The 13,617-nt window shown below is 60.6% G+C and carries 12 protein-coding genes; 4 read left to right on the forward strand and 8 right to left on the reverse strand.

The genetic code is table 11. The annotated features are described in order from the left end of the window. Positions 1–1,563 carry a 4-hydroxyphenylacetate 3-hydroxylase N-terminal domain-containing protein gene (locus tag RHEC894_RS29615; protein ID WP_085740255.1) on the reverse strand — a complete coding sequence of 521 codons (1,563 nt, stop codon included), beginning with the start codon at positions 1,561–1,563 and terminating at the stop codon, positions 1–3. Positions 1,564–1,657: 94 nt separating this feature from the next. Between RHEC894_RS29615 and RHEC894_RS29620 the strand changes: the two genes are divergently transcribed. Both RHEC894_RS29620 and RHEC894_RS29625 read left to right on the forward strand, forming a co-directional pair. Then, on the forward strand, positions 1,658–2,548 hold the full coding sequence (locus RHEC894_RS29620; RefSeq protein WP_085740256.1) for a helix-turn-helix domain-containing protein: 891 nt from the start codon (positions 1,658–1,660) through the stop codon (positions 2,546–2,548). Positions 2,549–2,891: 343 nt separating this feature from the next. Then, positions 2,892–3,716: a universal stress protein gene (locus tag RHEC894_RS29625; protein ID WP_085740257.1), complete on the forward strand. Its 825-nt coding sequence runs from the start codon at positions 2,892–2,894 to the stop codon at positions 3,714–3,716. A gap of 95 nt (positions 3,717–3,811) precedes the next feature. On the opposite strand, the gene RHEC894_RS29630 is transcribed toward RHEC894_RS29625, so the two are convergent. Continuing rightward, the gene (locus RHEC894_RS29630) at positions 3,812–4,789 is read right to left on the reverse strand and encodes an ABC transporter ATP-binding protein (RefSeq protein ID WP_085740258.1); all 978 of its coding nucleotides are present in this window, start codon (positions 4,787–4,789) and stop codon (positions 3,812–3,814) included. 146 nt (positions 4,790–4,935) lie between these two features. Continuing rightward, on the reverse strand, positions 4,936–5,655 hold the full coding sequence (locus RHEC894_RS29635; RefSeq protein WP_085740259.1) for a CBS domain-containing protein: 720 nt from the start codon (positions 5,653–5,655) through the stop codon (positions 4,936–4,938). 375 nt (positions 5,656–6,030) lie between these two features. Here RHEC894_RS29635 and RHEC894_RS29640 point away from each other — a divergent pair, with 375 nt between their 5' ends. Beyond that, a complete protein-coding gene (locus RHEC894_RS29640) occupies positions 6,031–8,331 on the forward strand; it encodes a heavy metal translocating P-type ATPase (protein WP_206427954.1) in 2,301 nt (766 codons plus the stop codon). Positions 8,332–8,415: 84 nt separating this feature from the next. Here RHEC894_RS29640 and RHEC894_RS29645 read toward each other — a convergent pair whose 3' ends face one another. Next, positions 8,416–9,591: an acetate/propionate family kinase gene (locus tag RHEC894_RS29645; protein WP_085740261.1), complete on the reverse strand. Its 1,176-nt coding sequence runs from the start codon at positions 9,589–9,591 to the stop codon at positions 8,416–8,418. Positions 9,592–9,612: 21 nt separating this feature from the next. Continuing rightward, positions 9,613–9,915, reverse strand: a complete 303-nt coding sequence (locus RHEC894_RS29650; protein WP_010067892.1) for a hypothetical protein — start codon at positions 9,913–9,915, stop codon at positions 9,613–9,615. A 204-nt stretch (positions 9,916–10,119) separates the two neighbouring features. On the opposite strand from RHEC894_RS29650, the gene RHEC894_RS29655 reads away from it, so the two are divergent. Further along, positions 10,120–10,953, forward strand: coding sequence for a universal stress protein (locus tag RHEC894_RS29655; protein ID WP_085740262.1), 834 nt, complete (start codon positions 10,120–10,122; stop codon positions 10,951–10,953). Between the two features lie 316 nt (positions 10,954–11,269). Here the strand turns inward: RHEC894_RS29655 and RHEC894_RS29660 are convergent, their stop codons facing one another. From RHEC894_RS29660 to RHEC894_RS29670, 3 genes are all read right to left on the reverse strand, one after another. After that, positions 11,270–11,725, reverse strand: a complete 456-nt coding sequence (locus RHEC894_RS29660) for a pyridoxamine 5'-phosphate oxidase family protein (protein WP_085740263.1) — start codon at positions 11,723–11,725, stop codon at positions 11,270–11,272. Positions 11,726–11,972: 247 nt separating this feature from the next. After that, a complete protein-coding gene (locus RHEC894_RS29665) occupies positions 11,973–12,296 on the reverse strand; it encodes a TraR/DksA C4-type zinc finger protein (RefSeq protein WP_010065570.1) in 324 nt (107 codons plus the stop codon). 486 nt (positions 12,297–12,782) lie between these two features. Continuing rightward, positions 12,783–13,508 carry a response regulator gene (locus RHEC894_RS29670; protein WP_049732194.1) on the reverse strand — a complete coding sequence of 242 codons (726 nt, stop codon included), beginning with the start codon at positions 13,506–13,508 and terminating at the stop codon, positions 12,783–12,785. Positions 13,509–13,617: the final 109 nt, after the last annotated feature.

The raw sequence follows: 13,617 nt of genomic DNA on the forward strand, positions 1-13,617 counted from the left end.
TCACTCGGCCGCGTTGCGGATGGGAGATGCCGCATCGAGTGGCGGCAGCCAGGTATCGCCGGTCCAGCCGGTTTCGTCGTAATCGCTCATGCAGCGATCGACGAGCGCTTCCATCTCCCTCAAGCGCCCGCCGCGCTCGGCGCCCTTCAGCACCTGCAGCCGGACCTCTTCCGGCGCGCCGGCATAATTGAGTTCGTAAAGCGCGTGGCGCCCACCGAATTCAGTGCCGGTCGCATCCCACAGCAGCTTCATGATCTTGATACGCTCGACATGGCCCATATCGTTAGAGCCGCGGACATATTGTGCGAGATAGCGGTCGATCTCGGGATTGCCGAAGTCCTTTGCCGAGGAGGGGAGATAGATCAGTCCTGATGCGACGACCTTGCGCACCGTCTCGATGACGCGCGGATAGGCCTCCGACATGAAGGTGCGGTAGGAGAGGGCTGCTTCCATGTTCGGCAGCACGGCGCCGTTTGCCCAAGGCTGCGGGTTATAGGCCATGGCGTTGGAGAAGGACCAGAACATGTGGCGCAGCGCAATGACCTCGCCGAGTGCCGCCTGATTGCCGCGGAAGGCATCGCCGCCGGTGGCGCGTAGCGCCTTGGCGAGCAGGCCGGCGAGGAAATCGAGCTTGACGGCAAAACGCGTGCAGCCCTGGAAGCAATAGCCATGCATGAAGCCCGACGCGGGATGGAACGACAGGATCTTGGCGGCGTCACGCAGGACGAGCACATCCTCCCAGGGCACGAACACATTGTCGAGCACAAGGATCGCATCGTTTTCGTCGAAGCGCGACGACAGCGGATAGTCGAAGGGATGGCCGACGGTATTGGCGGTCTGCTCGTAGGAGACACGGCAGAACATCTTGATGCCGGGCGCGTTCATCGGCACGATGAACATCACCGAGAGCGAAGGATCTTCCGTCACCGTCGCCGAACTTTGGGCGAGGAAATTATAATGGGTGAGCGCCGATGAAGTGGCGACCACCTTGGCGCCGGAGACGTAAATACCCGCGTCGGTTTCCTTGGTGATGTGGACGAAAACATCCTTCACGGCATCGGCCGGCTTGTGCCGGTCGATCGGCGGATTGACGATCGCGTGGTTCATGAAGAGCACGGATTCCTGCGACCGTTTGTGCCAGGCAAGCGCATTATCCTTGAACGGCCCGTACCAGTCGGCGTTCGCCCCGAGCGTGTTCATCAGCGCTGCCTTGTAATCGGCCGTGCGGCCCATCCAGCCATAGGACATGCGCGCCCAGTCGGCGATCGCGCCCTGCTGGGCGACGAGCTCGGCGGAGGATTTCGCAACCCGGAAATATTTATGGGTATAGCCGCCATTGCCGGTGTCGGTTGGCGAGGTCAGGCGGTCCTTGGTCTTTTCGTCGTGCAGCGCATCGTACATCCGCGCGATCGAGCGGGCGGAATTGCGCATCGAGGGGTGGGTGGTCACATCGGCGACGCGTTCGCCGTTGATATAGACTTCGCGCCCATCGCGCAGGCTTGCGAGATATTCGGCGCCGGTGAACGGCCTCGTCTTGTCGCTGCGGTGATCTTCTGAACGCATCTCATGCTCCTCCTTCTGATATTGACAAAGGTTAATTCGGGACAGGATGCGAGACCATGGACAAAGCCCGCAATTCGCTGGTACTTTTTCCGGTATGATGATGCGAAGCGAAGTTCCGAATTTCTTCGTCTATGGCGAGCCGAGCCGTTCGCTCGACGTTGGCTTTCTGCATGTCGAGACGGTGATGGAGCGCAAAAGCGTCCATTTCGGCCATGTTTCACCGCACAAGCATCCGCTGATGGGGCAGATCACCTACTGGTTTCAGGGTGGGGGAACCTATCGGATCGAAGAGGGAACTTGGAATTTTTCCGCTCCCGCCGTGAGTTTTGTCCCGAGCAGCGTGGTGCACGGTTTCGATGTCGACGAGCAGTCGGATGCGATCGTGGTGTCGGTCTCCGACGATATGCTGAAGACGATCGCGCCGCAGGTCGCCCTCGATCTCGACGTGCCGACCTTCCTGACGGGCGAGCCGGCCGATCCGGTATGGGCAAAGCTCGGGACACTGCTCGATATGCTGGCCGAAGAATATCGCGAGCAGGGCGCCGAGGGCGAAAAGGTGCTATGCGGCCTGATCTCAGTCGTGTTGTCCTTGATGGGCCGCATCGGCGGCCGCGTCGCGTTGCCGTCGACGTCGGCGACGGTCTCACTCGGCCTTGCGCTGCGCCGCCATATCGATCTCCACTACAGGAAGGATTGGCCCGTCGGGGCCTATGTCGATCTCCTTGCGACGACGCCGCATCTCCTCGACAAGGCGGCCCGCGAAGTGTTCGGGTTGTCCGTCAAGGAATTGACGCTGGAGCGGCGGCTGCTGGAAGCCAAGCGCCTTTTGATGTTCACCGTCCGGTCGGTAGAAGACATCGGGCGAGAGATCGGCTTCGAGGATCCGGCCTATTTTTCCCGCTTCTTCCGTAAACGCACCGGCGAGGCGCCCGCCACCTGGCGCCGGCGCCATCTGAGGCCTGAGATAGGACCGGCCGCCGAGTGAGCATGCGCTCTGGACGCAAAGCTGCTTCGATCCCGCCGACACCGCAATCTCGGCCCCAGCCTTAAGTCCCGTCCGGAAAGCCGGAAGGATCGAACACGAGGCTGGCCACCCGATGCCCACTTGAAGTGATCCCGATCAGCGGAATGGCGTTTTCTCCACGATCAACAAGCTGGACAAAGCGGTGATTGACAGCGATCGCGAGACACCAGAGATGTGATTGTCTGTGCAAGCCCCTCTCCGACCGTTCGAGATCGCAAAGCTCCTTTTGAGGCATGTCAATGCGCGCTTCCCGGCAGGCTTCAAAATGCCAGCATCAGGTCCCGATCCTCATTCGGAGTAAATCATGAAACGGCATATCTTTCTTCCGCTCCTCACCTATCCGGATGCGACTTCGGAATTCATCATCTCCAATGCCGTTGCACTCGCGCACCACATGCAGGCAACACTGACCGTCTGTGCAGTGGAGATCACCATTCCCAATGTCTCCAACGCGCTGTCGTCGCTGATCATCGATGCGGCGAAGATGGCGCGTGATGCGCAGGCGCTGAGCCGCAAGCGCGCCTCGGCACTGACCCGGCTGGCGGTCGACGAGGCAAAGGCGGCTTCTGTCGATGTGCGCACGCGGCAGATCAAGATTGAAGAGCCTTTCGTCGTCGAAGCGCTCGCGCAAGCGGCGCGCGCCTACGATCTCGTGCTTCTGGAATCGACCGGGATCTCGCGTCCGGTCGTCGAGGCGGTTCTGTTCGGGTCTGGGCGGCCGCTCATCCTTTATCCCTCGGCGCCTTTCGGCGGCCGGATGGATCATGTTGCCATCGCTTGGGATGGCGGCCGCGCAGCCGCTCGGGCAGCCCATGACGCCTCCATTTTCCTGGAGAAGGCTTCCAAGGTCTGCGTACTTTCCGTCATCGACGAAAAACCGATGGCAGATGAAACGGCCGACGATCTCGTCGAGAACCTGATGAAGAGCGGGGTGCCGGCAGAGACGACACGAGTGCGCGCGCATGGTGAACCGGTCGGCGAGGTGCTGCAAAGCAAAGCCTTCGAAGTGCGGGCCGATCTTTTGGTGATGGGCGGCTTCGGCCATTCTCGCCTGCGCGAATTCGTGCTCGGCGGCGCCACCCTATCAATACTGACGAGCATCACCCTGCCTGTCCTGTTGTCACATTGAGAGCGTCCGGGCGATGTTCAAATCGGCTTCGGAGCAACACGCTCTGGGATTGTATCGTCGATGCCGCCTCTGCCCGCGGTAGCCGCCGCAAATCTTCAAGCCTTCATGGCGCCAGTAGCAGTCGTCGCGTCATCAATGGACGCCCCGCTTCGCGCTTCTGGAACAGCACACGCATCTCGGATCATGGCATATTTGACCTGCGTAACCCTCAGATCGCGGTACCAATCGATAAGTTCTCCCCACGGATCTCTGATCTTGGAGAGCCCGGAAATGAAGGCGACGACGGTTCCGATCTCCGTCTTGCCGGTGACGACATAATAGCTGCCGAGCGCGAAGATGCCGGCGTAACCCAGCTGCGTCATCAGGTTCATCATGAAATTCATCGTGAACTTGATCTTGTAGATGCTCATGTTCATGGAAAAGAGCCTCTCCACCCGGGCGCCCTGGGCCTCGAGCGCATCATTCGTTGCCACATGCCGAACCATGCTTTGGCTGACATGACGCATGACGGTGATCTTGGTTTCGACCCGGCGGTTGATCGCCGTTTGCATCAGTGGCACGAAGCCGACCTGCGGAAGAAAGACGACGGCGACGGCAAGCGCCATCAGGGGCTGCAGGAAGATCATGTAGCCGCCGACCGCTATAAGGATGCCGGCCTGCAGCAGCGGCTCCGAGATGCTGGTGCCGACGAAACCCCCGACCGGTTCGGCCTCGGCAATGATGATCGAGAGCTGCACGCCTTCGGCAACGGCATCGATGGGAGCCCCGCTCGAGGGTTCCGAAGCGGCAAGCGCCGACTTGCGCAGCCAGCGGACCGCGACCTCGCCAACCCAGCCACGGTAGATGTTCAACAGCAATTTGGTCAGACCTTCCAGAAGGACAAGGCCGAGATAAGCAAGGACGAGGATCAGGATGGTCTGGTAGGGGGTCGCATCTGTGGCGGCGTTGATGATGCGCCTTTGGACTTCCAGCGGCGCGGTGGCGGCGAGAAAGAGAACAACAGAAAGAGCCGCGATCGCGATCTGGTGATGGCGGCCCATCAGGAACACGAAACCGAACAGACTTTTCGGCATTTCAGCGTCCCGGCCTCCTGTTTGCGCTTCGAAGATATTCGGCAGCGCCTCGGCTCTGCAGCCACGCCGACCTCACCGAACCAGAACGGCCGGCGCCATTGCGAATGACGGGCGAGGGATGTCCCATGGTTTGTCTCCCTTAAGTTTCAAGCCTGTCTGGCCTCTGCGTCCGGTGGCGGAAGCGCTATGCCGTAGTAGGGATCGACCCAGACGAGGAGATCCCTGACCGACGTGACGCCCGGCACATTCTCGGCCGCGATTTTTGCGGCAAGACGCTCGCGTTCATCGAAAATCGTGCCCGTCAGTTCGGCAACGCCGTTGGCGACATGGCAGTGGATGAAGCCATTGCGGCTCCAGCTCTGCTTTGCCAGTTCGGCCTCGATCGCCGCCTGGATCTCTGCATCGCCGGTGGAAGCCAAGGTGGGCGGCAGGGCCTGCGAGAGTGCCCGCAGCACGTCGGAGCGGGCGAGTATGCCGATGAGCCTGCCATCGGCCACGACGGGAAGGCGCTTGATATCCCGGCGCTCCATCAATCTGACCGCATCGGAAATGGCGGCTGTCGGCGCAATTGCGCTGACCGGCGAGGTCATCACTTCCTCGACCCGCCGCCCATGGGTACGAACATATTCGTCGGCGATCTTTCCGGGGCCGGCCAGCCACTCGAGCAGCCATGGGCGTTTACGCTCGGTGTTCAATTCGCTGCGGCGCAGGAAATCGCCTTCGCTGACGATGCCGACGAGCGTTCCGTTGGCGTCGACGACCGGCAGGCCGCTGATCCTGTTGTCGAGCATCAGTTTGGCGGCTTCCGCAATGGAAGAGGACGCCGCTACGGTGATCGCCGGCGCAGTCATGATTTGAACGAGCATTTTCGACTCCATGACGAAGTGGACACCGCATCACGTCTATGAGCGCGGTGTGCCGAAATCTTTGAACGGGCCGGCCGTTACCCGAGCCGACGGAACCAAGGTAGCGCGCTGCAGGCGGACCGCTTTGATCGGCGTCAAATATGGCCTTGCAATCGGTGCAGGTTTTGGAATGAGCTCTCCGCGGAAATACAGGTGCTGCTGACTGATGGGCTCACTTTCCGGCCTCTTCTTGATTTGGCTCAAACATTCTCCTCCGCAGGAGGAGCATTCTCAAGGCTCAACGGGTCTGCGGCGCCGGCGTGGCCTTTTTAGCGCACGCCGAAGATGGCTTGCCGGCGCGTTCTGCACGTCGGTCTCGGATAGGAGAAACACCGCATGCTGATACGGGGTTGGCGTGGCGCAAAAACATGGATGCTGCCCCTGGTCACATTGGCGCTGGTCGCCGGTGGGCTCGCCAGATTGGCTGGGCAACCGCATATTGCCACGCAATTGTGGACGACGGGAACGGCGGTTGTCCTTGCTGCCCTCCTGATCGATGTAGGGATCAGCCTTCACAAGAAAGAATTCGGCCTCGATCTCATCGCGGCGCTGGCGATGGGCGGAGCCATTGTTTTCGGCGAGTATTTTGCCGGAATTATTGTTGCGCTCATGTTTACCAGCGGGCAGTTCCTGGAGAACTTTGCCCAAAACCGGGCGGGCCGGGAGATGACGGCGCTGCTCGGCAGGGTGCCGAACACCGCAGCCCGTTATGAATGCGGCCGCATCCAGGACGTCGCCTTGTCGGCCATCGTGCCCGGCGATCGCATTCTTGTCCGCCGCGGTGAAGTTGTTCCCGTCGATGGCATCGTTGCCGGGAATGCCGCTGTGCTCGATGAATCCGCCCTGACAGGCGAGGCGCTGCCGGTGCGGCGAAAACCCGGGCAGGCGGTGATGAGCGGCTCAACGAATGCCGGCGATGCTTTCGACCTGCAGGCGACGCGTGCCGCGGCGGGCAGCACCTACGCGGCGGTCATCCGGCTGGTCAAGGCGGCGCAGGAGAACAAAGCGCCGATGGTGCGGCTGGCCGCCCGGTTCGGCATGCTATTCCTGGCTCTGACCCTGGCGATCGCTATATCCGCCTGGGCGTTCACCGGAGATGCGACGCGGGCCCTGGCTGTCCTTGTCGTGGCGACACCTTGTCCGCTGATACTGGCCGTGCCGGTCGCCATCGTGTCCGGCATCTCCCGCTGCGCGAAGAAAGGCATCCTGGTCAAGGACGGCGGCGCTCTTGAAGCGCTTGCAGCCGCAAGGACCGCTCTCCTCGATAAGACCGGAACGTTGACCGACGGCCGTGCGCGGCTGATTGAGATAAAGGCGCGCGGCGATCTCGACGCACTCGAGGTCCTCAGACTGGCGGCGTCGCTGGATCAGAGCTCTCCCCATGTGGTGGCGCAGGCTCTCGTGACCGCGGCCCGCGGGCGAGGGCTCGTGCTCGACACGCCCTCGGATGTGCGCGAGGCTCCCGGCTCCGGGTTGACGGGCCGCGTCGGCGGGCATGACGTTCTGGCCGGCGGATGGAATTTCGCGAGTGCGAAGCTTCAAAATTCGGACTTTCGTGAAGAAATCAAAAGCTGGATACGGCGCGACGGAACGGTCGCGGTCATCGTCGCAATCGATGGCGCACTGGCCGGAGCCATTCTCCTGGCTGACCAAATTCGTCCGGAAGCCGGTTATGTGTTGCGGCATCTGCGGGACGCCGGCATCGCGCGCATTGTCCTTGCGACCGGCGACCGCGCCGATCTCGCTGAAGATGTCGCCGCCTTTGTCGGGGTCGATGAGGTCATCAGCGAAATGAAGCCTGAAGATAAGACGTTCGCCGTGCAAAAGGAGCAAGCAAGAAGCCGTCCAGTCCTTATGATCGGTGACGGCGTCAACGACGCGCCGGCGCTTGCGGCCGCCGACGTCGGCATTGCGATGGGTGCACGGGGGGCCGCTGCCTCATCCGAAGCAGCGGATGTCGTGATCCTGGTCGACCGGCTGGACCGGCTGGTCGACGCCATCCACGTCGCGCGACGATCGCGCAGGATTGCGCTGCAGAGTGTCTATGCCGGCATGGCCCTCTCGATGGCAGGTATGGTCGCGGCCGCACTTGGTCATCTGACACCGGTGGAAGGAGCGCTTTTTCAGGAAGCGATCGACGTCGTCGTCATCATGAATGCGCTCCGCGCCCTCGGCCCGCCTTTGTCGTTTGGCACCGCATCCGCTCGACTGAGCAACGAAGACCTGCTGCAATTGGAGGCTGAACATGCGGCTCTGGCTGATGTCATTGACGACATCCGCATCACGGCGGATCGCATACATCGCCTCCCCAGGGAGCAGACAAAAGACGAACTCGAAAAGCTGGATCGCGAACTCCGTGAGCGCCTGCTTCCACATGAGAAACAGGATGAGAAGGTTTATGCGCGACTGCGCCAGCACAGGGCAGCACCCGACGTTCTGGCCGGCATGAGCCGGACTCACATGGAGATCCAACGGCAAATCCACAACCTGAGCGACGTGTGCAAAGCGTTTGCCGCCGGGGTGCCGACAGATGCGCAACTCTATGAGGTCCAGCGACTGCTGCACGGCCTGGAGGCCATTACGCGCCTTCATTTTGCGCAGGAAGAAGAAATCTACCGCTCGCTGGAAGCCGGGTGAACACTCTTGCCGCAGTCGATACAGAGGGTCGAAAGTTCGGCCCATTCCGCCATGTCGCTTGCGAAAGTTCGTTTCCCCGAATCGTCAGAGACCGTGTCGGCCAATGACGGCAAGCGCCTCGTCGGCTATCACCTGCTCCTCGTCGGTCGGAATGACGAAGGCAGTTATCGCGCTGTCCCGAGCACTGATGACCGTCGCATTCGCCTTGTTGGCAGACTCGCTGAGGTCGAGGCCCATCCACGCGAGATGACGTGCCACGCCCTTCCGGACTTCCGGCTGATGCTCTCCGATACCGGCGGTAAAGACGATGGCGTCGACGCCGCCCAGCGACACCGTCAGCCTGCCTATCTCGCCGGCGATCTTGAAACAGAAGAGATCAAGCGCTTCCCGCGCCGCCGGGTGGAAATCGTCGACGAGCACCCGCACGTCTCCGCTCACGCCGGAGACGCCGAGCAGGCCGCATCTGTGGTAGAGGAAATCTTCGAGCCGGTCGGCGTCATGGAATTCGTTGCGGAGAAGATGGATCAGGGCGCCTGCATCGATCGATCCCGGGCGGGTGGCCATGGGTACCCCGTCGAGCGTGGAAAAGCCCATGCTGGTATCGATGCTGACGCCGTCCACCATCCCGCAAAGGCTCGCACCGCTTCCCAGATGCGCGCATACGACCCTGCCGCTGCCGACATCGGGAGCGATTTTTTTGAGCTTTTCAGAAACGGACTTGTAGGAAAGTCCATGGAACCCATACCTGCGGATTCCCGCTTCATGCATTTCGCGCGGAATCGCGAAACGTGCGGCAAGACGATATAGAGATGTGTGAAACGCGGTATCGAACGACGCGGTCTGCGCCACATCAGCATATGTCGCCCGAACAGCGCGGATCACCTTCAGAGCCGGAGGCAGGTGCAGAGACGCCAGTGGCACCAGTTCCTCGATCTGTGCCTGAATATCCAAGTCCAAGAATACAGGCCCTGTGAAGGCCAAACCTCCATGAACAATGCGATGCCCGACCACCGTCGGCGCTGAACCTTGCGGCAGGAGTCGGGAGAGGACCTCGGCAATCAAAGCCGGACCGACTTCCTGGATATCTGGCAAGTCGGCGTCATGAGGCTCACCTGCGATCTCGTAGTCGAGGCGGCTCTTTTTATCAACAGTCGCCGCACCTCTGGCCAGCGGCCGGACAGCGCCACCGGCGCCGATCTCGAAGACGCCGATCTTCAAGCTTGAGGATCCGGCATTGAAGGTAACTGCAATTCTGCTCATGGGACCTCCCGCAGATCTTCGCTAACCCGCCTGCCTCTCGTTTTCCGCCTCTTGCAAAGCCGCCTTCAACAACTGAAGCGCGAATTCCTTCGCGGATCTTTCGTCATCCGCACATAACTTCAAAGGGGCGCATTTTTCCTTCAGGTTTCGAAGGAGCTTCTGGCGAAGTCTAGAGACAAGATGCGAGTCCCGCTTAGCGAGAAGCTCCTGCAAGCAGGTGACGGCAACCACTTCGAACATCAGAAGCCTGCCTTCGACTTCGCCTTGTGAAGGAATAGGGAACCGTTCGCCGCCTCGTCTGAAGTCTCGTTCCGTCGACAGCATCTATGACCTCCCATCTTCGTTCTCATCGGTTCCAGCGCCCCGCGCCCCGCTCAAGCCTGCGCACAATGGCGCGCGGCTCTTGCGGTCGGCTACATCCTTCATAGACAGGCTATACCGCCAAAATCGACAGCGCTTTGACGAAGGTCAAGGAACGCCCCGCCAGACTGGTTATCCTTCTGACACCAATCAGAGAGGTATATCGACATGACAATCAGGACGGTATTAAGCATCCTCGGCGTCAACCAGTTCGAGGAAGATCTGAAAACCGCAATCGACTTTTGCGGCGCTCAGGGCGCGCATCTGAATGCGCTCGTAATCGCGCTGGGAGCGTCTCCGATCATCGGGGACTATAATGCCATCTCGCCCGTCTGGATCGAGGAGCGGCAGCGCGAGATCGATGCGCTTTCCCACAAGACTGAAGAGATCAAGGAAATTCTCGGCCGAAGCGATATCTCCTACGAGGTTCAGGACGTCTATACCGAATTCGCTTTGGCAGACGAGGATATCGCCGAAAGGGCTCTCTATGCCGATGTGGTCCTGGTCGGACGGCAGGCGGCACGCGACGAAGAGCTTCGCAAACGCATCATCGACGGTGCTCTCTTCCGAACGCCCACTCCGATCCTCATCAACCGCGGAACGCGAGCAATGAATTCATCATCGAGATCGGTTCTTCTCGCATGGGATTCGAGCGATGAAGCTTCCCGGGCCGCTCGCCAGTCGCTTGACCTGCTCAAGCAGGCCGACACCGTCTACGTAACCATGGTGGATCCGGTGGCAAGGGCAGGCGTGAACGGGGAAGAGCCAGGCGCCGACATTGCCGCCTATCTCGCGCGTCACGGCGTCAAGGTCCAGGTGGACCGCGTCGCCAGCGGCGGACAGCCGGCAGACGAGGTCCTACGGCAGCACGCGGTCGACGTATCCGCCGATCTCATCGTCATGGGCGCGTACAATCATCCCCGCTGGCAGCAAACGATCTTTGGCGGGGTGACCCGCAGCATGATCGAGGAAAGCAAGATGCCGATATTCATGGCCCATTAAAATTGCCGGGCCTTACGTTTCGACACGTTCGGCTGCGAGACCGCCCTATAGGGATCGGCCTTCTCCGGAGCGGCGTGTCCGGGTCCTGTCCTTGTGCATGTCATCCAAAAGCCTGTGCAATTGGATGGCATGCATCATCAATCCTCTTCTGGCGGGATCAGACGATCCAGTTGGCGTCTGACCTCGTGACGAGGCATCAGGGCTCCTGCCGCTGCTGAACCCCGGCCGCTGAAAAATTTATCTCGAGCGTGGCGCCAAACATCGCGCGCTGCATCATGTGCAGTTTTACGCTCTCGGCATCTCCCGGCTCCAGCCTTTAGTCACTTCTGAAAACAACGCGGCCCGATAAAGCGTGGACAAAAATTCCGAAGAATACGTGCGGCGACTCGGCCAGGACCGGAAGCTCTTTCGGCTTGAGCGAACCAACTTCCCACCAATCCGAGTGCTTCTGCAACAGCTCCCATGCGTGCAGACGTTGGCTCCTCCCGACATCGGCATCGGGAAACTCCTCGAACCTTCCCTCGACAATGACGCTCGCCCAGCCGCCGCCCACCCGCTGATCCACCTGCAGGCAAACCTTATCGTTTTCTCGCATCCATTCCAGCTTGCGGCCAGGCATCGAGAAACAATAGGCCACGCCATTGTCGTATGAAAAATAGATCGGCACGACATATGGCTGGCTGTCTTTGCAGCAGGCCAGGTGCCCAAAACGCGCCTCTTCCAAGGCCGAATAGCACTCGGCCTGCGTGTATTCGCGTAATCCCAATGACATGACGCGCTCCTTTCGCTCATGTTTGCGATGTCATGATAGGCCGATGCCCGTTTCACGCATTGATGAATCGCAAACGCCCCGGCAGGTGCCGTTGCCCCGCACGCCTCTTCATCGAGCGTGCCACAATCCCGTCGCTGTCGGTCGCGGACGACAAGCTTGTCAGCGAATGGACGTGCCCCGCCATCGGGACACGCTACCCGACAGCGTCATTCACGCGATCTCTGCAGGCAGTCTGTGATGTCGCTCGCTAGACCGCCAGGTGAGCACATGCCACGCAAAAGGGTGTGTAGGGGAGAGCATTCAGCCGTTTTGTCTCGATTGGGCGGAGACATCTGACACAACGACCGAACGTTTCGCGTTTAAGGCGCTCGAGAGCAGCGTCGATCGATGCGATCTGTTCACGCGCTTCCCGTCTCATTTCCGTCAGCACCTGATCGTTCTCGACCTGCGTGATACGATCCTCGCTATCTGGATCCAGCGCAGCACCGAGATCGGCGTCAATCGCCGATAGCCGGCGTTGCAAGTCCGTCTTCAAGACTTTCAGTTTGTTTTCCATCTCTTCGTTCTTCATTGGGATCCTCCTAGGCGCCGTTTGCCGGCCGTTGCACCGACCGACAGCCGGTCATCGAGTGCGCGACACGCTTGGTGCGGTCGGTCAGAGGCACGACGCCGCTGTCCACGGCCAGATATGGGCGGCATCGGCGCTCGGCTTGAATTGGAGCGCATCGAGATGTGTCTTCGAAGCTCAATCGCTCACGACGAACCTCTTTCAGGTCAGACGTCATGATGGTGCCGTCTTGAGCGACTATCGTTGATTTCCGTCAAGCATCGCTGAAATCTCCTTGGGTCAAGGGGCACCGCCTGTCGAGAGCCCTAAATAGCCCTATGGACATGACGTTAATCAGGAGACGCCGCCTTCCGGCAATCCTCCAATGCCGTGATAAACCGGGCGTGACAGACGTAATCCGAATAGGATCCGTTCTCTCGGAGAAACTCTGCCTGACCAGTTCCTCGTCACGGAGGAAATGGCTGGTCTGGGCATGGCGGTTTTGAAACGTCAGTCGAGCCTGGCGGTGAACACGTAGCCGACGCCGCGCACGGCCTTGATGAATTGCGGCTTCTTCGGATCGGTTTCGATCTTGCGGCGCAGGCGGACGATCTGAGCGTCGATCGTCCGGTCGAAGGCTTCGAGATTTCTTCCCCGAGTGAGATCCATCAGCACATCGCGCGTGAGGACCCGGCCGGCATGCCGCACGAAGGTCGCCAGCATGTCGAATTCGCCGGTCGTCAACTCGACCTCCGCGCCGTCGGGGTCGAGAAGCTGACGACGGCTGAGATTGAGCTTCCAATCCTCGAAGCCGACGATCTCCTCGCTCGCGGCTTCTGCATTGCGCGGCGAAGATTGTCGGCGGCGCAGGATCGACTTCAGGCGGGCATGGACTTCCCGGAGATGAAAAGGCTTGGCGATGTAGTCGTCGGCGCCGACCTCCAGGCCGACGATTCGGTCGACGACATCGTCCCGGCCGGTCAGCATCATGATCGGGACATCCGAGGTGGCCCGAATTTCACGGGCGAGATCGAGACCATCGGTGCCGCCGGGAAGGACGAGATCGAGGAGGATGGCATCGAAAGTCTGCTGGCGCAGGCGTACCCGCATCTCGGTCCCGTCGGAGGCGGCGGAGACTGAGTAGCCCTCGCCCTCGAAATAGCGCGTCAACATCTGGCGAATGCGCGGGTCGTCGTCAACGACGAGAAGATGCGCGTCATTCTGAGCTGTTGCCATCGTCCATCCGTCAAGCCGTTGCTCGTTACAGATCGTATCCAATGGCATCGTCTTTAACACGCTCGCTGTCCCGATGTCACCAGCAGCCGGTCGGTTGTCCTCATCGGGA

It is taken from the genome of Rhizobium sp. CIAT894 (assembly GCF_000172795.2).
Classification (GTDB): domain Bacteria; phylum Pseudomonadota; class Alphaproteobacteria; order Rhizobiales; family Rhizobiaceae; genus Rhizobium.